We start from the raw sequence: 20,046 nt of genomic DNA, 5'->3' as shown, positions 1-20,046 counted from the left end.
CCGCCGCTGACTCGCGCAGCGGTTTTCGATGGCGGCAAGGCGTGGGCACGGGTTCGCGCGACACGGCGCGTGACGAACCGGGCAGGCGCATTGCATGGCCACCGACGCTCGCTGCGATGCGCGAGCGCACGCTGCGTCGAGAGCATCTGCGCTTCGTTCGTGAAACGCCGCGCGGCGGTGTGCTGCATTGTTTTGTGCTCGATTGCTCCGGGTCGATGCTGGCGGGCCACCGCCTCGCGCTCGCGAAGGGTCTGCTGATTGCATTGTTCGACCGGGCGAGCGCGATGCGCGCCGAGGCCGCGTTGATCTGCTTCGGCGGTGCGGGCGCGGACGTACGCTTTGGCCCCGCGGTGCCGCGCTGGTGGAACGAGCGATGGCTCGCGCCAGTGGGCGGAGGCGGCGGCTCGCCGCTCGCGTCAGGTGTGCGCAGCGCCGCGCAACTGCTCGGGCGCAGCGCGCGGCGGCGGCCGGCCCAGCAGCGCTGGCTATGGATCCTGACCGACGGCCGCACGCGCGACGAACCCGCGCGTCCGGCCGATGCCGATGAAATCGTATTTGTCGATTTTGAGCGCGATGCGATACGGCTCGGCCGTTGTGAAGTGCTCGCTAGTGCGTGGGGGGCGCGGCGGTTGACGCCGGAAGAGTTGATCGGCTGATAGATGCGGGCGCAGTGCGGTCTGCGCTGCTGCGTCCGCGCGCGTTACGTCTCAGCCATACCGCTCATTTCAGATCATTGGACCAGTACTGCACATTTTCCTGGCGATCGAACACGAACACTTTCATCGCCATCTGTTGGGCGGCATCGAGCTGATCCAGTTCGAGTCCATGCATGCTTGGCTCACCAGGCGTTTTGCCTTTCTGAACGTTGCGGATCACGGCCGTCGTCTTGATCTCCGTATCGTATTCGGCTGACCTCAACCGAAACGCGATGCGCAGCCGCTCGCCCACCTCGCCGAGTGTCCATGACGCACTCAACGACATGCCGAGCGAGCTGATGCCCTTGGCAAGTCCAAGGCCCTCGTACGTGTCGCCGGCCTCGCCGATGCCAAACCGCACAGGCAGGTGCGCGTGGACGCGGATCGATTTGCGCTCGCGCAGCCGGCGAATCGCGCCTGGCCTCGACAACACCACATAGTCGAACGGCAGGCGGCAGACCGCCTCGACCGTGCAGACGAAACGGAACACGGCCTGGCTCGCGATCGCGACAATTTCGACGTTTTCGCCGAGCGTGAGCGGCAGCGGCCGGCCTTGCTGCGTCGGCGGCGTGACGAACAGCGCATGATTCGGCGCGAAGCCGATGATGCGGCACGGGAGCATCGGCGCGCCGCTGCCGAGCTGCGAGCGCATGCCGATCAATGCGCCGATATCGAGGTGCATGTCGCTGAGCGTCAGCTCATCGGCGTGTTCAGGCTGTGCCGCGGGCGCCGGCGGTTGTTGTGCGTCGAGCGCGAACAGGTCGCCTCGTTGGGGGTGGAAGTGTTGGAACAGGAACGCGCGCTCCTCGGTGGTCGCGAGGATCGCCGCGCTTGCGAAGAGCAGCGTGCCGTCGGCCGCGACGATCGGCCACGGGAGCGGCGTGCCTACCGGCACCGTATCAAGCTCGAGCGCCGGCGATGCAGCGGCGAGCGGGGTTTCCTCGACATGTGCGTCGACGGGAGTCTCCATAGTCTGAAGCAAATTTGAGTGGCGGGAAGATCTGGTTGACGGCGGCGGAGGGTAAAACTTTAATTTGGGGAACGGTTGTGGGGAAGTTGCGTCCGCTCTGTTTTGATTTGTTAGTTTTTGACCACAGACGAATTCCATCGGAGGACTAACTAATTGAAGTTTTCGTCCGCCGATGCTCAATTTTTAAGCTCTTCAACTTTTTTAAATAAATTGCGAGAAGGGTATTGACGGAGTGCGGGCCGCTCTCCATAATCTCGTTTCTCTGCTGCAGACGCAGCGACGCAAACGAAGCGGTGCCGGGTAGTTCAGGTGCGGCGGGTGGTGCGGACCGATCTTTAAAAACTAACAGCCGATAAGTGTGGGCGCTTGATGCGCAATGCGACGGCGGATTCTGCGGAATCTGCTGACAGCAAAAGTATCAAGAAGCCTCACACAGTAATGAAAGGAAGGTTTGGTCATCGGAAGATGGCTGGACACTTCGTCAGTACGTTGAGTGAGCGACCGGGTTCGAGAGAGCCCGAAAACAGTAACAGGTTTGAACTGAAGAGTTTGATCCTGGCTCAGATTGAACGCTGGCGGCATGCCTTACACATGCAAGTCGAACGGCAGCACGGACTTCGGTCTGGTGGCGAGTGGCGAACGGGTGAGTAATACATCGGAACGTGTCCTGGAGTGGGGGATAGCCCGGCGAAAGCCGGATTAATACCGCATACGCTCTGAGGAGGAAAGCGGGGGATCGCAAGACCTCGCGCTGCAGGGGCGGCCGATGGCAGATTAGGTAGTTGGTGGGGTAAAGGCCTACCAAGCCGACGATCTGTAGCTGGTCTGAGAGGACGACCAGCCACACTGGGACTGAGACACGGCCCAGACTCCTACGGGAGGCAGCAGTGGGGAATTTTGGACAATGGGCGCAAGCCTGATCCAGCAATGCCGCGTGTGTGAAGAAGGCCTTCGGGTTGTAAAGCACTTTTGTCCGGGAAGAAATCCCTGGTCCTAATATGGCCGGGGGATGACGGTACCGGAAGAATAAGCACCGGCTAACTACGTGCCAGCAGCCGCGGTAATACGTAGGGTGCGAGCGTTAATCGGAATTACTGGGCGTAAAGCGTGCGCAGGCGGTGATGTAAGACCGATGTGAAATCCCCGGGCTTAACCTGGGAACTGCATTGGTGACTGCATCGCTGGAGTATGGCAGAGGGGGGTAGAATTCCACGTGTAGCAGTGAAATGCGTAGAGATGTGGAGGAATACCGATGGCGAAGGCAGCCCCCTGGGTCAATACTGACGCTCATGCACGAAAGCGTGGGGAGCAAACAGGATTAGATACCCTGGTAGTCCACGCCCTAAACGATGTCAACTGGTTGTCGGGCCTTCATTGGCTTGGTAACGTAGCTAACGCGTGAAGTTGACCGCCTGGGGAGTACGGTCGCAAGATTAAAACTCAAAGGAATTGACGGGGACCCGCACAAGCGGTGGATGATGTGGATTAATTCGATGCAACGCGAAAAACCTTACCTACCCTTGACATGTATGGAACCCTGCCGAGAGGTGGGGGTGCCCGAAAGGGAGCCATAACACAGGTGCTGCATGGCTGTCGTCAGCTCGTGTCGTGAGATGTTGGGTTAAGTCCCGCAACGAGCGCAACCCTTGTCCCTAGTTGCTACGCAAGAGCACTCCAGGGAGACTGCCGGTGACAAACCGGAGGAAGGTGGGGATGACGTCAAGTCCTCATGGCCCTTATGGGTAGGGCTTCACACGTCATACAATGGTCGGAACAGAGGGTTGCCAAGCCGCGAGGTGGAGCCAATCCCAGAAAACCGATCGTAGTCCGGATCGCACTCTGCAACTCGAGTGCGTGAAGCTGGAATCGCTAGTAATCGCGGATCAGCATGCCGCGGTGAATACGTTCCCGGGTCTTGTACACACCGCCCGTCACACCATGGGAGTGGGTTTTACCAGAAGTGGCTAGTCTAACCGCAAGGAGGACGGTCACCACGGTAGGATTCATGACTGGGGTGAAGTCGTAACAAGGTAGCCGTATCGGAAGGTGCGGCTGGATCACCTCCTTTCCAGAGCTACGCATTGCTGCGCAAGTGCTCACGCTTATCGGCTGTGGTTAGAAGAAGAAACGCAGACAGACTCAGGGGTCTGTAGCTCAGTCGGTTAGAGCACCGTCTTGATAAGGCGGGGGTCGATGGTTCGAATCCATCCAGACCCACCACTGTCTTGTCTGTGGTGCTGACTGGTCCACCCCGGAGTGACAGGTAACTATCTGTGTATGACTGGGGGATTAGCTCAGCTGGGAGAGCACCTGCTTTGCAAGCAGGGGGTCGTCGGTTCGATCCCGTCATCCTCCACCAATCTTCAATGCCAAGGGTTCAGCAGGAAGTGCTGCTGAGTACTTGGCATTGGCGATTGAGCCAGTCAGAGCGGTACGGGGCAACCCGCTATCGGCTGTCGTTCTTTAACAATCAGGAAGAAGTAGTAAAGAGATTCACGAAAGCGTGCTTAGAGATGGGCGCGTGAGTAGGTGAATCAGGGTTGTGATTGTATCGATGTATTTTTAAGTGATCGAGAGATCGCTTTGGAATACGGCGCAACACGAATACTCAACCTGTAACGCAGTGCGTTTCGAGAGAGACTCACCCGTTATAGGGTCAAGCGAACAAGTGCATGTGGTGGATGCCTTGGCGATCACAGGCGATGAAGGACGCGGTAGCCTGCGAAAAGCGACGGGGAGCTGGCAAACGAGCTTTGATCCGTCGATGTCCGAATGGGGAAACCCACTCCTAATGGAGTATCCGTAGCTGAATCCATAGGCTACGCGAAGCGAACGCGGTGAACTGAAACATCTAAGTAACCGCAGGAAAAGAAATCAACCGAGATTCCCAGAGTAGTGGCGAGCGAAATGGGACCAGCCTGTACTCTTTATTTGTAGTGTTAGCCGAACGCTCTGGAAAGTGCGGCCATAGCGGGTGATAGCCCCGTAGGCGAAAACATTATGAAAGAACTGGGTGTACGACAAGTAGGGCGGGACACGTGAAATCCTGTCTGAAGATGGGGGGACCATCCTCCAAGGCTAAATACTCGTGATCGACCGATAGTGAACCAGTACCGTGAGGGAAAGGCGAAAAGAACCCCGGGAGGGGAGTGAAACAGATCCTGAAACCGCATGCATACAAACAGTCGGAGCCTCGCAAGGGGTGACGGCGTACCTTTTGTATAATGGGTCAGCGACTTACATTCAGTGGCGAGCTTAACCGATTAGGGCAGGCGTAGCGAAAGCGAGTCCGAACAGGGCGTCCAGTCGCTGGGTGTAGACCCGAAACCAGGTGATCTATCCATGGCCAGGTTGAAGGCACGGTAACACGTGCTGGAGGACCGAACCCACTAACGTTGAAAAGTTAGGGGATGAGCTGTGGATAGGGGTGAAAGGCTAAACAAACCTGGAAATAGCTGGTTCTCTCCGAAAACTATTTAGGTAGTGCCTCGTGTATCACCTTCGGGGGTAGAGCACTGTCATGGTTGTGGGGTCCATTGCGGATTACTACGCCATAGCAAACTCCGAATACCGAAGAGTGCAATCACGGGAGACAGACATCGGGTGCTAACGTCCGGTGTCAAGAGGGAAACAACCCAGACCGCCAGCTAAGGTCCCCAAATATGGCTAAGTGGGAAACGAAGTGGGAAGGCTAAAACAGTCAGGAGGTTGGCTTAGAAGCAGCCACCCTTTAAAGAAAGCGTAATAGCTCACTGATCGAGTCGTCCTGCGCGGAAGATGTAACGGGGCTAAGCCATATACCGAAGCTGCGGATGCGTGCTTTGCACGCATGGTAGGAGAGCGTTCCGTAAGCCTGCGAAGGTGCACTGGAAAGTGTGCTGGAGGTATCGGAAGTGCGAATGCTGACATGAGTAGCGATAAAGGGGGTGAAAGGCCCCCTCGCCGTAAGCCCAAGGTTTCCTACGCAACGTTCATCGGCGTAGGGTGAGTCGGCCCCTAAGGCGAGGCAGAAATGCGTAGCTGATGGGAAGCAGATTAATATTTCTGCACCATTGTGAAATGCGATGGGGGGACGGATCGCGGAAGGTTGTCCGGGTGTTGGAAGTCCCGGTCGCTGCATTGAAGAGGGTGCTTTGGCAAATCCGGGCACAGGACTCAAGGGTGTGGCGCGAGCTTCTTCGGAAGCGAAGCAACTGGAAGGGGTTCCAGGAAAAGCCTCTAAGCTTCAGTTTCACAGTGACCGTACCGCAAACCGACACAGGTGGGCGAGATGAGTATTCTAAGGCGCTTGAGAGAACTCGGGAGAAGGAACTCGGCAAATTGGTACCGTAACTTCGGGATAAGGTACGCCCTGGTAGCTTGATGCGCCTGCGCGCAGAGGGTGAAGGGGTTGCAATAAACTGGTGGCTGCGACTGTTTAATAAAAACACAGCACTCTGCAAACACGAAAGTGGACGTATAGGGTGTGACGCCTGCCCGGTGCCGGAAGATTAAATGATGGGGTGCAAGCTCCTGATTGAAGTCCCGGTAAACGGCGGCCGTAACTATAACGGTCCTAAGGTAGCGAAATTCCTTGTCGGGTAAGTTCCGACCTGCACGAATGGCGTAACGATGGCCACACTGTCTCCTCCCGAGACTCAGCGAAGTTGAAGTGTTTGTGATGATGCAATCTCCCCGCGGCTAGACGGAAAGACCCCATGAACCTTTACTGTAGCTTTGCATTGGACTTTGAACCGGTCTGTGTAGGATAGGTGGGAGGCTATGAAGCGTGGACGCCAGTCTGCGTGGAGCCGTCCTTGAAATACCACCCTGATCTGTTTGAGGTTCTAACCTTGGCCCGTGATCCGGGTCGGGGACAGTGCATGGTAGGCAGTTTGACTGGGGCGGTCTCCTCCCAAAGTGTAACGGAGGAGTACGAAGGTACGCTAGGTACGGTCGGAAATCGTGCTGATAGTGCAATGGCATAAGCGTGCTTGACTGTGAGACTGACAAGTCGAACAGGTGCGAAAGCAGGTCATAGTGATCCGGTGGTTCTGTATGGAAGGGCCATCGCTCAACGGATAAAAGGTACTCTGGGGATAACAGGCTGATACCGCCCAAGAGTTCATATCGACGGCGGTGTTTGGCACCTCGATGTCGGCTCATCTCATCCTGGGGCTGTAGCCGGTCCCAAGGGTATGGCTGTTCGCCATTTAAAGAGGTACGTGAGCTGGGTTTAAAACGTCGTGAGACAGTTTGGTCCCTATCTGCCGTGGGCGCTGGATATTTGAAGGGGGCTGCTCCTAGTACGAGAGGACCGGAGTGGACGAACCTCTGGTGTACCGGTTGTCACGCCAGTGGCATCGCCGGGTAGCTATGTTCGGAAGAGATAACCGCTGAAAGCATCTAAGCGGGAAACTCGCCTTAAGATGAGATATCCCCGGGGCTTCGAGCCCCTTGAAGGGTCGTTCAAGACCAGGACGTTGATAGGTCAGGTGTGCACGTACAGTAATGTACTGAGCTAACTGATACTAATTGCCCGTAAGGCTTGATCCTATAACCGGTGGGTTTCACCGGTTGAGATCCATGTTGTGCCAGAAACAGCACAACCCCCACACACGAATCCTTTACGCTTCTTCCCGATTGGCTGTGGCGCTCACCCGTAGCGACGCAGCAACCCGTCATGCCTGATGACCATAGCGAGTCGGTCCCACCCCTTCCCATCCCGAACAGGACCGTGAAACGACTCCACGCCGATGATAGTGCGGATTGCCCGTGTGAAAGTAGGTAATCGTCAGGCTCCTTACCCAGTCAGAAACCCCACCCTTCGCGGTGGGGTTTCTGCGTTTACGCGGCCTTTTACGCGCTTCGTTACTTTCCAATCCGCAGCGCATTCGCGTAGCCCGTCAGTTCCAGATAGGCGCGCCCTACATCCGTATTCTGTCGACTCACCCGCACCGCTCCTTCCCAATACACCGCACCAGTCGACTGTCGTGAATCGAGTTCCTGATCTTCCATCAGCGGATCGAGTTGCCACGTCTGCGAGCCCGTTCTAACCGTCATCGACACCGGATACGAAGCACTCGTACGCGGCGAGCGCCACACGCGACGTGGTGTGAAGGCGACTTCAGCAGGGCCGAAGTTCGTTACCTGTCCATCGGGTTGGCGAAGCGTCGCGTGGGCCCATATTGCACGTCCGTCGCGGCTACGGATCTTGAATGCCATCAGCGCCGAGCCGTCCGTCAGATTGGCGCCGAGCCAATCCCATCCGACCGCATTGGCGTCGAGCAAACTGCTCGACCATTCGTGATCCAGCCACGCGGTGCCCGTCACCGTTGTCGTGCGCGTCGAGTCGTTTCCACCCGTGGCAGGACGTACCACCGTGCCCGTCACGCGGAGCTGCGGTTCGCTGTAGTAATAGCTGGCCTGTTCGGGCCGCGGTCCTTTGCTCGAGTAACCGCGCTCGCCCTGAATCAGCGGGGGTTGCGTTGGCGTCAGTTTCAGATGTAGCGAGAATCCGCTTGCGTCGGCGGTGACGTCGTAGTGGCCGTCCGCGGCGCGAATCATTTTCCATGCGTCGAGTTTGACGTCGGTGGTGGCGGGCCTCGCATAGGCGAGCGAGAAACCTTCGCGAGCGATGCGCTGATCGTGAACGAGGTGGCCGATCGCCGGGTCGCTCAACGCCGCGTGCGCGATGATCAGTTGTGACGGTGCAAAAGCGCTCGGATCGGCGGCGTCGTGACCGGTCGCAGAACGGAAGAAGGTGATCTGGAATCCGAGAGATTGGTTCTCGGGTGTCGTGAGCCAACCCGTCGCGTACCACCATTCGGTGCGGAAAGCCGGGTGAGCACCACTGTCATGCGGAAATGAGATCGGATGGTCGGGCGTCACTGCCGCGAAGGCGGCCGGGGTGGACGCAGAGAACTCGCTACTGGCCGCAAACGAGGGCGCCACAGCGGCTATGCCAACGCAAACCAGGCCTCGTAAAAGAAGGTGAGGGCGTCGCAGAAGTGAGCCGCTGTGCCTGCGCGCAGTTCGCATCACCAGTCCTCCTTCACCGCGCGCACCGCATCCACGGATACCGCGCCGCGTCCCGCGATCACCGCCGTCGAGCACGACAGCACCAGCATCACCGACGCGACTGCGCCTAGCGCGAACCACGGCACATGCAACGACATGCTCCAGTGAAACGACTGCGGATTGACGACGAACACGAGAATCAAGCTGATCGCGAAACCAAGCGCGAATCCGAGCGCAATGCCGCATGCGGTGAGCAGGCCGCCCTCCGATGCGAGGATAGCTAGAACCTGCGCGCGCGTCACGCCGACGTGGCGCAACATCCCAAACTCGCGGGCGCGTGCGAGCGTCTGGGCGGAAAACGTCGCGGCGACGCCGAACAATCCAATCACGATCGCCACCGCCTCGAGCAGATACGTGACCGCGAAACTGCGGTCGAAAATCACCAGCGTGCGCGCACGGATCTCACCCGGTTGCGACAACTCGAGCGACGCGCCGAACGGCAACGCCCTTAATTTCTCGACAACGCGCTCGACACTCACGCCCCGCTCGACCGTCACGGCGACATCGGTTGCGGTGGAATCGCCGGTCAGCCGACGATAATCGGCGAGCGGTATCTGGATCGCGCCGCTTTGCCGTGCGTAATCGCGCCACACGCCGGCTACAGCGAACGTTTGGCCGGGCTCGCCAAGCGGCAATCGCACACGCTGGCCCAACCGATATCCATACAGGTCGACCATTGCTTCGGATACCCAAATAGGTATGTCGCCGGCACGAAGTGCGGACGGTGGCAGCACCGTGCCGGTCATCTGCAGGTTCGCGCCCGGATCGGCCGCGTCGATTTCGCGCGCGAGCAGCGCGACGTCCGGGCGCGCGGGATCGAGCGTCAGACGGGTGATACGCGAGAACGCGGCGTTGCGGATGCCGGGCACCGCCGCGATCCGCGTCTGTTCGAGGGGCCGCAAGCCGCCACTGTCGGCGCTACTGCCGCCCGACGCGACGCGCACGTAAAGATCGGCGGACAGCAGATGCGTGATCCAGTCGTCGACGGATACGCGGAAACTGGCCACCATGATCGCCATCGCGACGATCAGCGCGAAGCTCGACAGCACGCCGCCCATCGCGATCGACGCCTGCCCCGGCGCATTCGCGAGACGCGCGATCGCGAGCGTGCCCGTCGCGCCCGCGCGGCGTCGCCTGCCGCGCGCGCGGCTCGCCGCGCCGAATATCAGCGCGGTTACGCGCGGCATCAGCGCGATGCCGCCGACGAGCAACAATGCAACCGCTAGGTAGCCGGCGATCGGCGTATCGAACCACGGCGGCACGCGCGTCAGCGCGACGGCCGCCAGCAAACAGCCGAACGCGGGCCACGGAGTCGCGAGCCGCGCCAACGCGCCTTCCTCGGCGCCGGCCTTGAGTGCCGCGGCAGGCCGTGCACGCGCCGCATCGATGGCGGGCGCGACGCTGCCCAACACAGACACCGCGATCCCGAGCGCGAGAAACACCGCGCTCGCGAGCGGCTCGAAACCGACTCGCGGTTGCACGCCCGGAAAATAGCCACCGCCGAGATCGCTGCCGAAGAAGCGCAGCGCGCCGCTCGCCATCGCGTAGCCGAGCGCAAGTCCGCACAACGAACCGAGCAGCCCGAGCAGCGCGCCTTCGAGCAGGATCTGCCGCAATAGCTGAGCTCGCGTGAGTCCGAGCACGCGCAGCATCGCGAATTGCGAGCGGCGTCGCACGACGCCGAGCGCCTGCGTCGAAAACACGAGGAACGCGCCCGTGAACAGCGCGACCAGCGCGAGCACGTTCATGTTGATCCGATAAGCGCGCGACAGACGATCAGTGCGGCTTTCGGTGTCGCGCGTCTCGGCGACCACCCATGCGTTGCCGAGCCGCTGTTGCAGATCCCGTTTGAAGCGTTGCCGATCGACGCCGCGTTCCAGTTGCACGTCGACGCGCGACAGCTTGCCCACGTTGCCGAACTTCCATTGCGCGGCGGCGATGTCCATCACCGCGAGCCGTTGACCCGGCCGCGTGCGCACGAGCCCCCCCGCGATGCGCAGATGCAGATCCGACGTGCCGCTGCGCAACGTCAAGTCATCGCCGGCCTTGACGTTCAGCCATTGCTGCGCGGCCGTCGAGAGAAATACCGCATCGGAGGCGAGCGTGTCGAACGGCCTGTCCGACGATGGCACGCCGATCAGATCGGGCGTGATCCGGCTCGCCCTGAAGATGTCGATGCCGATGACAGGCAGTGCGCCGTGGTGGCCCTGCACCGCGACGTCGAACGCGAGCACGGGACTCGCCAGCGCCACCCCCGGCTCGTTGGCCAGTCGCGGATAAAGGGACTCGCCGACGAAAGGCTGCGCGCCGCGCACCTGTAGATCGGCTTCACCGGACAGACTGCGCGCGGCGGCCGAAAATTCGTTGAAGGCCGCGTTGTTGATCAATTGCACCGCGTAGCCGAGCGCGACGCCTAGCGCGATCGTCGCGATTGCGACGAGTGCGCGTCCGCGATGGTTGCGCCATTCCGCGGCCAACAGCCAGCGCGAGAGAACGCGATATCCCGGCGCGCGCGGCAGTGGGTGAAGTTCAGCGGCCATCGTCGGTCGAGCGGGCCGCGGCATGCGCGACGTTCGCGGTTTTGTCGCGCGCGGCATGCAGTCCACCGTCGCTCAGGATCAACACGCGGTCGGCCACGGCGGCCGCGGCCTCCGAATGCGTGACCATGATCGTCGCCGCACCGTTCGCCTTGCATTGCGCGCGGAACAGGCCGAGCACGTCGTGCGCGGTCGTGGGGTCGAGGTTGCCGGTCGGTTCATCGGCGAGAAGCAGCGTCGGGCGATGCGCGAGCGCACGCGCGATCGCGACGCGCTGCAACTCGCCGCCGGAGAGCTCGCGCGGAAAGTCGTCGCCGCGTCCGCCGAGGCCGACCGCCGCGAGCATGTCGAGAGCGGCCGCAGTCGGCAGATCGTTGAGCAGCAGCGGCAGCGCGACGTTCTGCGCAAGCGTCAGATGCGGCAGCACGTGAAACGCCTGGAACACGAAGCCGAGCTTCTGGCGGCGCAGACGCGTCGCGGCGTTATCGTCGAGTTGCTCGACGGCGCGTCCGTCGATCAGCACGCTGCCGCTATCGGCGCGGTCGAGTCCAGCGATCAGATTGAGCAGCGTCGACTTGCCGACGCCCGAGTCGCCCATGATCGCGACGAACTCGCCCGCGGCGAGCGTGAAGTCGAGCTGCGCAAGCACGATGCGACCGGTGCCGTACCGTTTGCTGAGGCCGCGGCATTCGAGTGCGGGTACGACGACGTCGTCACGAAGCGTCATGCGAGGAGATCCTGGATATCAGCCGCGCAAGGAGCCGGCCGGGCGGAATGAGTGTGCCTCGTCGCGCGAATTTCCGCAGCAGGGAGCGTGGGATACCGTGATTGTGTGTAAGGGAAGTGAAGGTTTTGCTAGTGTGGAACGGGCAGTGTCGAGGCTTGGCGATCGGGGCGCGCGGCACGGTTGCCGCTCCGCGTGCGGGTCGATTTAGAGCGCCGGCACAAAAAATTTTTTTATCCCTCACCAGGCCAATTTTTGTTCAATCGCAAGCCGTCTGCACCGGTCAAAGAGCAGTTGGCAGCACGAACCGTTTTGGTCGAACCGACCCCATAAACAGCGAACGCTTAAAAGCGGTCAACGTTCGGGCAATTGCCAGCTTTTGCTGTCAAATTTTCGGTGCTGCACAAGGCCTTTGTGGCAATGTGCAAGCGCACATTTCGATGCGTTTTGCAAGTGTCCGCGTCGTAACAATGTTTTGTGGTGCGGATTTTGCTGCTGTTGCGCTGCAAAATTATTCTTATCTTGGTAATCTCCCACCCTTGGTCAGTCGGCTGCGGGTAAACGTGTAGCGGGAAACCCCTTCGCACGTCAGTTTCAGCACACTCCAACTTACATTTTCATTTCAATGTCTGCTGTTTTTGGGGCGTTGACGCGGCGTTTTGTATTTCAAGTTTTGACAGAGCACATGCCATTGCCTCTCCTAAGTCTTCTCATCTGGATTCCCATCGTCGCCGGATTCGTGGTCCTGCGCGCCGGGTCCGACACGGCGCGTAACCGCACGCGCTGGCTCGCGCTGATCGGCGCGGTGGCGGGTTTCCTGCCGGTGATCCCGCTCGTGGCGAATTTCCGTAACGACGTGACTTCGATGCAGTTCGTCGAGAACGTCCGCTGGTCGCCGACGTTCGATATCGCATGGCATGTGGGAATCGACGGGATTTCGCTGTGGCTCGTCGCGCTGACCGCGCTGACGACGATCATCATCGTGATCGCGTCGTGGGAGTCGATCACGCAGCGCACCGCGCAGTACTTCGGCGCGTTCCTGATGCTGTCGGGTTTCATGCAGGGCGTGTTCACATCGCTCGACGGCATGATGTTCTTCATCGCGTTCGAGGCGACGCTGATTCCGCTGTATCTGCTGATCGGCACCTACGGTCACAAGAACCGCACGTATGCCGCGGTGAAGTTTTTCTTCGTGTCGTTCCTCGGCTCGCTGATGATGCTGATGTCGCTGCTCTATCTGTATAGCCAGACGCACAGCTTCGACCTCGCCGTGTGGCGCGAAGCGCATCTCGACACGGTGCCACAGGCGCTGATCTTCCTCGGCTTCCTCGCCGCGTTCGGCGTGAAGGTGCCGATGTGGCCGCTACATACGTGGCTGCCTGACGTGCACCTCGACGGCCCGACCGGTGCCGCGGTGATGATCGGCATGCTGAAGATCGGCGGCTACGGTCTGCTGCGTTTCGCGCTGCCGATCGCGCCGCAAGCGAGCCACTTCTTCGCGCCGATGATGATCACGCTGTCGCTCGTCGCGGTGATCTACTCGAGCCTGCTCGCGCTCGTGCAAACCGATATGCGCCGCCTGCTCGCGTATTCGACGGTCGCGCACATGGGCCTCGTCACGCTCGGCCTGTTCGTCTTCAACCGCTTCGGGCAGTCCGGCGCGATCGTGCAGATGATCTCGTACGGCGTGGTGTCCGGCGCGATGCTGTTGTGCACCGGCATGCTCTACGACCGCACGAAGACTGCGTCGATCGCCGAATACGGCGGCGTCGCCAACACCATGCCGCGCTTTGCCGCGTTCGTGATGCTGTTCTCGATGGCCAACATCGGTCTGCCGGGCACGTCGGGCTTCGTCGGCGAATTCATGGTGCTGATGGGCGCGATCCGCTTCAACTTCTGGATCGGCGCAATCGCCGCGACCACGCTGATCCTCAGCGCGGCCTACACGTTGTGGATGTACAAGCGCGTGATCTTCGGTGCGATCGCCAACGCCCGCGTCGCGAAGCTGAAGGATCTCGGCAAGCGCGAGTTCGTGTTGCTCGGTGCGATGGCGCTGCTCGTGCTCGCGATCGGTCTCGATCCGAAGCCGTTCACCGACGCGATCGATCCGTCGGTCGGCACGCTGCTCGCGCAATCGGAACGCTCGGCACTTCCGGCTGATTCGGTACCGGCGGAAGGCGGCGAGCATCTGCAGGCAGCGGCGCCCGGACAGGCTCCCGTCGCCACGCACACTCCGGGTTAAAAGAACAGAGCGCAAGAGTCGTTGTCGCATCCGCGCGTCAGGATGCGGCGACGCTCTTGCGCTTTTGCGCGTCGCTAACAATCCCTTTGTCAATGCATGCGCGACGTAGTCAGTCGAAACCGCTGCGCGCCCGGCGGTTTTTTTAGCGCTTTTTTCAGGGGACTTTGCGATGCGTCAACTTTTCGATGCTTCGTTTTGGAGTGTCGCAAACGACGCTGGTGAATAGGGTGTGCGGGGAAATGCGGCAACGTGTCGCACTGCGTCGCGGCGCAATAGATCGTTGCTAAATCGAGTGTTTATTGGCATCCGATGCCCCCCTATTATGCGAGCGCTTATTAATGGAGAGCCGTCGAATGACGTTCGTTGAAGTCAAAAAAACGAGGCAGTGGATATGAAAGGACGGACGCTAGGAAGGCCGGCAAGTTTCATTTCCGCCAGCCTCATGTTGCTGCTTTCGGGTTGCAGCAACCTCGATATTCTGAATCCGAAGGGGAGTGTGGGACTCGCGGAGCGTGATCTGATCGCGACTTCGGTGTGGGCCATGCTGATCGTCGTGGTGCCGGTCATTCTGATGACACTGTTTTTCGCGTGGCGTTATCGCGCGTCGAACAGGAACGCCGAATACAAACCGGGGTGGACTCATTCGACCGCTGTCGAAGTCGTCGTCTGGACGATTCCGACGCTGATCATTCTGTTCCTCGCCGTGCTGACGTGGCGGACGACGCATGAGCTCGATCCGTATCGTCCGCTCGACTCGCAGGTCAAGCCGATCAACGTCGAAGTCGTCGCGCTCGACTGGAAGTGGCTGTTCATCTATCCGGACCTGGGCATCGCGTCGGTGAACCAGCTCGCGGTCCCGGTCGGCACGCCGGTCAACTTCCGGATTACGTCGGACACGGTGATGAACTCGTTCTTCATCCCGCAGTTGGGCGGCCAGGTCTACGCGATGGCGGGCATGCAAACGCGCCTGCACCTGATCGCCGATCACGCCGGCGACTACGCAGGTCTCACCGCGAACTTCAGCGGCAAGGGCTTCTCGGACATGAAGTTCCGCACGCTCGCGACCTCGCCTGAAGACTTCAACGCATGGGTTGCCAAGGTGCGCGCTTCGTCGGACCGCCTCGACATGGACCGCTATCACGCGGTGTCCCAGCCGAGCGAAAAGGACCCGGTGCGGTACTTCTCGACCGTCGATCCGAAGCTCTTCAACAACATCATTGCCCGATACAACAACGGCAACGTCCTCGACAACATGAAGGACGCCAACTGTGCGCCTAAGGGGTAACGCATGTTCGGAAAACTAACGCTCGATGCGATTCCGTATCACGAGCCAATCATCGTTACGGCCGGCGCCGGCATGGTGCTCGCCGCGCTGGCGGTGCTCGGCGGAATCACGTATTTCGGCAAATGGCGCTACCTGTGGAGCGAATGGCTGACGTCCGTCGATCATAAGAAGATCGGCGTGATGTACATCGTCATCGCGTTCATCATGCTGCTGCGCGGCTTCGCCGACGCAATCATGATGCGTATGCAGCTGGCGCTGTCGTACCTGAGTCCTGGCTTTCTGCCGCCGCATCACTACGACCAGATTTTCACCGCGCACGGCGTCATCATGATCTTCTTCATGGCGATGACGTTCATGGTCGGTCTGATGAACCTCGTCGTGCCGCTGCAGATCGGTGCGCGCGACGTCGCGTTCCCGTTCATCAACTCGCTGAGCTTCTGGATGACGGCAGTCAGCGCGGTCCTGATCAACATCTCGCTGGTGATCGGTGAATTCGGCCAGACCGGCTGGCTCGCTTATCCGCCGCTGTCCGAACTGCAGTTCAGCCCTGGTGTCGGCGTCGACTATTACCTGTGGAGCCTGCAGCTCTCCGGTATCGGCACGTTGCTGACCGGTGTGAACTTCTTCGTGACGATCGTGAAGATGCGCGCGCCCGGCATGTCGTTCATGAAGATGCCGGTGTTCACGTGGACCGCGCTGTGCACGAACGTGCTGATCATGGCGTCGTTTCCGATCCTGACCGTCACGCTCGCGCTGCTCGGTCTGGACCGTTACCTCGGCATGCACTTCTTCACGAACGATGCCGGCGGCAACGCGATGCTGTACCTGAACCTGATCTGGGCCTGGGGTCACCCCGAGGTGTACATCCTGATCCTGCCGGCGTTCGGTATCTTCTCGGAAGTCGTCGCGACCTTCGCGAAGAAGCCGCTGTTCGGCTACAAGACGATGGTGTGGGCGACCTGCGCGATCATGGTGCTGTCGTTCCTCGTGTGGCTGCACCACTTCTTCACGATGGGTTCGGGCGCTGACGTCAATGCGTTCTTCGGTATCGCGACGATGGTGATTTCGATTCCGACCGGCGTCAAAGTGTTCAACTGGCTGTTTACGATCTACAAGGGCCGTCTGCAATTCACGACGCCGATTTTGTGGACGATCGGCTTCATCATCACCTTCACGATCGGCGGTATGACCGGCGTGATGATGGCGATTCCGGGCGCGGACTTCGTGCTGCACAACAGCCTGTTCCTGATCGCTCACTTCCATAACGTGATTATCGGTGGCGTGCTGTTCGGCTATCTGGCCGGCTTCAACTACTGGTTCCCGAAGGCGTTCGGCTTCAAGCTGAACGAGAAGCTCGGCAAGGCCGCATTCTGGTTCTGGCAGATCGGCTTCTGGGTCGCGTTCACGCCGCTGTACGTGCTCGGCTTCATGGGCATGACGCGTCGTCTGAACCACTACGACAACCCGGCATGGCATCCGTGGCTGATCGTCGCCGCGTTCGGCGCGGTGCTGATCGCAATCGGTATTGCTTTCCAGCTGCTGCAACTGGCCGTCAGCATCCGCGATCGCAACCTGCCGGAAAACCGCGACCTCACGGGCGATCCGTGGAACGGTCATACGCTGGAATGGGCGACGAGCTCGCCGCCGCCAGCTTATAACTTCGCGCATATCCCGACGGTTCGCTCGCTCGACGCGTTCACCGAAATGAAGTCGCGCAAGGGTGCCCAGAAGGTGCCGGTGTATCGCGACATTCACATGCCGTCGAATACCTCCGCGGGTGTGCTGGTGGGTCTGTTCTCGCTCGTGCTCGGCTTTGCAGCCGTGTGGCACATCTGGTGGCTTGCGATCGTCGGCTTTGTCGGCGCGATCGTCACCGTGATCGTCTACAGCTTCCAGGACAACGATGGCTATTACATTCCGGCCGACACTGTCGCGCTGATTGAAGAGAAACACAGCGGCGGTGCTGGTGCCGTGGCCGGTGTCGGCGCGGGTGCCGACGCGAAGGTCGCCCTGGAGGTGGACTGATGTTACAGAAGACTATTGCGGTTGAGCCGCAACTCGCGCCGGACCACGTTCCGTCGCACTCGGTGTTCGGTTTCTGGCTGTACCTGATGACCGACTGCATCATCTTCGCGGCGCTGTTCGCAGTGTTCGCGGTGATGAGCCATCAGTTCGCGGGCGGTCCGAGCGGCAAGGACCTGTTCGAGATCCCGGGCGTTGCGCTTGAAACGGCGATGCTGCTGCTCTCGAGTATCACGTACGGCTTCGCGATGCTCGGCGCGCACAAGAACCGCAAGGGTGCGCTGCTCGGCTGGCTCGGCGTGACGTTCCTGCTGGGTCTTGCGTTCCTCGTGCTGGAAATGCGCGAGTTCTCGCACCTGATCGCCGACAGCGCGGGTCCGGGCCGCAGCGCGTTCCTGTCGTCGTTCTTCACGCTGGTCGGCACGCACGGTCTGCACGTGACGTTCGGCCTGATCTGGATGGTGGTGCTGGCGCTGCAGGTGATGCGTCATCGCGACCTGACCGAACGCGACATGATCCGTCTGACGTGCCTGAGCCTTTTCTGGCACTTCCTCGACGTCGTGTGGATCGGCGTTTTCACCTTTGTCTATCTTGCGAGCGTGATCTAAATGGACCATAGTCATAGCGCCCATGGCGCACACTCGGAAGGCGGCCACGGCAGCTTCGGCAGCTATACGGCGGGCTTCGTGCTGTCGGTCATTCTGACCGTCGCGGCATTCGCGCTCGTGATGACCGGCACGTTGACGGGCCAGAGCGCTCTGATTGCAATCGCAGGGCTCGCGTTCGTGCAGATCCTCGTGCATCTGGTGTTCTTCCTGCATATGAACACGTCGTCGTCGCAACGCTGGAACGTGACGGCGTTTGCGTTCACCGCGCTGACCGCGGTGATCGTGATTGGCGGCACGTTGTGGGTGATGCATAACGTCAGCATGCATATGATGTCGCGATAAGCGGATAACGCTTTAGCGCTGGCCTCGAAAAAAGCCCCGCAAGATTTCGGTCTTGCGGGGCTTTTGCTTTGTCCGCCGAAACGTGCGCGCACATGCGCGTCCTGGAGGCCATGTTGATGTAATTCGGCCTCGATCAGGTTGCTTACGATGTTCACGCGCGGGTCTTCAAGTCCCTTGCTCATTTTGCCGAGCATGACCGACGAGATGTTCGGCGAGCTATCGGTTATCGCGTACCGATCGATCCGGCATTCGAGTAAGGTGAATGAATCGTGCGATGCGGCCCAGTCGTACCAACCCGGGCCGTATGCATGACCGCGCCGTCGCACGCGATGGCGCAAGCCCTGGTGCTTACAGCGGCACGATTTTGCCCGGCTCCCGATGGCAGACCGGGATGTAGACCGGCCCGCAGCCGTAATGTACCGGCTGGCAGGGGTTGAAGTAGGGCGGGCCGTAGTGCGGCGGGCTGTAAATCGGCGGCTTGTCGCCGTAGCACGAAGGCGGGTATTCGCGCTTGAAGCACGAACTGCCGCCGCGTACGGACTGTGCATCGGCATGGTCGAGATCGTTGCAGCGCGACAGGTCGGCGAGGGTCAAGGTGGTCATGATGGATCTCCGGCAACGTTGAATGGGCATCGAGCGCGCAAATGCTTTGCGCTCGGGTGCTCCAGTTGCACGCACCATGCCACGCGGCGCGATCGACCGCCCGTGCTGACTCGAGCGCTGATCGTCCGCATCTTCATACCCGCAAACTGACCGCAGTCAGCCAACTTACGACGGACCGGTGTCGTTCAGCCGCCAACACGTCGCCCGCTCAGCGCGTGACCCATCCCGCGAGCAATTCCGGTAACTCGGCCATATGCCTGAACACATGCACCGCGCCCGCGCCATGCAACGCGGTCGCGCTGCTATGGCCGAGGTGGCGCGGGCAATAGCCGAACACAGTCGCACCGGCCGCGACGCCCGCGGTCGCGCCCGTCACCGTATCCTCGATCACCGCGCAGCGCGCCGGATCGACGCCGAGTCCCGCGGCCGCGGCGAGGTAGACGTCGGGAAACGGCTTGCTGCGCGGCATTTCGTGGCCGCTGAAGATGTGTCCGCCGAAGCAGTCGAGGAGGCCAGCCTTCACGAGCTGCAATTCGATCTTGACGCGATCCGCGCCCGACGCCACCGCAATACGTCCGTTCAACGTTCGCTGCAGCGCGAGCACCGCGGCGGGCGCGCCGTCGATAGCGCGCAACTCGTTGTCGAGCGCCACGTTGCGCCGTTCGCGGAATTGCGTCAGCCACTCTGCTGTGATCGCGAATCCGGTGCGTGCCTCGATCAGCGCAGCTTCGTCCTTGACCATCTTGCCGACGAAAATGCGCATCGTCTCGTCGACGCTCAAATGCCAGCCGAGCTCGCCAAGCATCTCGGTGAGCACGCGGTTCGTGATGGGTTCGGAATCGACGAGCACGCCGTCGCAGTCGAAGAGTACGGCGTCGAAGGGAAAATCGGCCATCGGGGAGGGGAGGGATAAAGGTCGCGGACCAGGCAAGGATACCTCACCGGCCCGCGTACCGCAG

Annotated in this window: 13 protein-coding genes, 2 tRNA genes and 3 rRNA genes; 12 read left to right on the top strand and 6 right to left on the bottom strand. The window is 60.6% G+C overall.

All coding sequences use genetic code 11. The annotated features are described in order from the left end of the window. Nucleotides 1–41 precede the first annotated feature (41 nt). Entirely contained in the window at nt 42–656 is a 615-nt protein-coding gene (locus L0U81_RS21755; RefSeq protein WP_233805572.1) for a vWA domain-containing protein, read from the top strand. 64 nt (nt 657–720) lie between these two features. Here the strand turns inward: L0U81_RS21755 and L0U81_RS21750 are convergent, their stop codons facing one another. After that, nucleotides 721–1,665, bottom strand: a complete 945-nt coding sequence (locus tag L0U81_RS21750; protein WP_233805571.1) for a flagellar brake protein — start codon at nt 1,663–1,665, stop codon at nt 721–723. Between the two features lie 537 nt (nt 1,666–2,202). Here L0U81_RS21750 and L0U81_RS21745 point away from each other — a divergent pair. The 5 genes from L0U81_RS21745 (at nt 2,203) to rrf (ending at nt 7,444) form a co-directional block, all read left to right on the top strand. Beyond that, nucleotides 2,203–3,733 (top strand): 16S ribosomal RNA (locus L0U81_RS21745). A 75-nt stretch (nt 3,734–3,808) separates the two neighbouring features. Beyond that, nucleotides 3,809–3,885: transfer RNA gene (locus L0U81_RS21740), tRNA-Ile, on the top strand. Between the two features lie 63 nt (nt 3,886–3,948). Then, a tRNA-Ala gene (locus tag L0U81_RS21735) sits at nt 3,949–4,024 on the top strand. Nucleotides 4,025–4,319: 295 nt separating this feature from the next. After that, nucleotides 4,320–7,200: ribosomal RNA gene (locus L0U81_RS21730) — 23S ribosomal RNA — on the top strand. A 130-nt stretch (nt 7,201–7,330) separates the two neighbouring features. Next, nucleotides 7,331–7,444 (top strand): 5S ribosomal RNA (gene rrf, locus L0U81_RS21725). The 16S, 23S and 5S rRNA genes sit together here with 2 tRNA genes alongside, the layout of an rRNA operon. Nucleotides 7,445–7,515: 71 nt before the next feature. Here the strand turns inward: rrf and L0U81_RS21720 are convergent. The 3 genes from L0U81_RS21720 to L0U81_RS21710 all read right to left on the bottom strand — a co-directional run bounded on the left by L0U81_RS21720 (nt 7,516) and on the right by L0U81_RS21710 (nt 11,988). Continuing rightward, nucleotides 7,516–8,598 (bottom strand): lipocalin-like domain-containing protein, encoded by a 1,083-nt coding sequence (locus L0U81_RS21720; RefSeq protein WP_233805570.1) that lies wholly within the window; start codon nt 8,596–8,598, stop codon nt 7,516–7,518. An 86-nt stretch (nt 8,599–8,684) separates the two neighbouring features. Then, nucleotides 8,685–11,264 (bottom strand): FtsX-like permease family protein, encoded by a 2,580-nt coding sequence (locus L0U81_RS21715; protein WP_233805569.1) that lies wholly within the window; start codon nt 11,262–11,264, stop codon nt 8,685–8,687. Further along, complete coding sequence (locus L0U81_RS21710) at nt 11,254–11,988, bottom strand: ABC transporter ATP-binding protein (protein WP_233805568.1); 735 nt, start codon at nt 11,986–11,988, stop codon at nt 11,254–11,256. Before L0U81_RS21710 ends, L0U81_RS21715 begins: the two co-directional genes overlap by 11 nt. A gap of 155 nt (nt 11,989–12,143) precedes the next feature. On the opposite strand from L0U81_RS21710, the gene L0U81_RS21705 reads away from it, so the two are divergent. From L0U81_RS21705 to cyoD, 6 genes are all read left to right on the top strand, one after another. Continuing rightward, a complete protein-coding gene (locus L0U81_RS21705) occupies nt 12,144–12,554 on the top strand; it encodes a hypothetical protein (protein ID WP_233805567.1) in 411 nt (136 codons plus the stop codon). A 116-nt stretch (nt 12,555–12,670) separates the two neighbouring features. Next, complete coding sequence (locus tag L0U81_RS21700) at nt 12,671–14,227, top strand: NADH-quinone oxidoreductase subunit M (protein WP_233805566.1); 1,557 nt, start codon at nt 12,671–12,673, stop codon at nt 14,225–14,227. 391 nt (nt 14,228–14,618) lie between these two features. After that, the gene (cyoA, locus tag L0U81_RS21695) at nt 14,619–15,512 is read left to right on the top strand and encodes a ubiquinol oxidase subunit II (RefSeq protein ID WP_233805565.1); all 894 of its coding nucleotides are present in this window, start codon (nt 14,619–14,621) and stop codon (nt 15,510–15,512) included. A 3-nt stretch (nt 15,513–15,515) separates the two neighbouring features. Further along, on the top strand, nt 15,516–17,537 hold the full coding sequence (gene cyoB, locus L0U81_RS21690; RefSeq protein ID WP_233805564.1) for a cytochrome o ubiquinol oxidase subunit I: 2,022 nt from the start codon (nt 15,516–15,518) through the stop codon (nt 17,535–17,537). Next, a complete protein-coding gene (gene cyoC, locus L0U81_RS21685) occupies nt 17,537–18,142 on the top strand; it encodes a cytochrome o ubiquinol oxidase subunit III (RefSeq protein ID WP_233805563.1) in 606 nt (201 codons plus the stop codon). Before cyoB ends, cyoC begins: the two co-directional genes overlap by 1 nt. Beyond that, nucleotides 18,143–18,484 (top strand): cytochrome o ubiquinol oxidase subunit IV, encoded by a 342-nt coding sequence (gene cyoD, locus L0U81_RS21680; RefSeq protein WP_233805562.1) that lies wholly within the window; start codon nt 18,143–18,145, stop codon nt 18,482–18,484. It begins immediately after the preceding gene. 348 nt (nt 18,485–18,832) lie between these two features. Here the strand turns inward: cyoD and L0U81_RS21675 are convergent, their stop codons facing one another. Further along, entirely contained in the window at nt 18,833–19,087 is a 255-nt protein-coding gene (locus tag L0U81_RS21675; protein WP_233805561.1) for a hypothetical protein, read from the bottom strand. A 208-nt stretch (nt 19,088–19,295) separates the two neighbouring features. Beyond that, nucleotides 19,296–19,982 (bottom strand): HAD family hydrolase, encoded by a 687-nt coding sequence (locus L0U81_RS21670; protein ID WP_233805560.1) that lies wholly within the window; start codon nt 19,980–19,982, stop codon nt 19,296–19,298. Nucleotides 19,983–20,046: the final 64 nt, after the last annotated feature.

The sequence above is a fragment of the Paraburkholderia sp. HP33-1 genome (assembly GCF_021390595.1).
In the GTDB taxonomy this organism is placed as follows: Bacteria; Pseudomonadota; Gammaproteobacteria; order Burkholderiales; family Burkholderiaceae; genus Paraburkholderia.
This window is presented reverse-complemented; position numbering and strand designations above follow the sequence as displayed.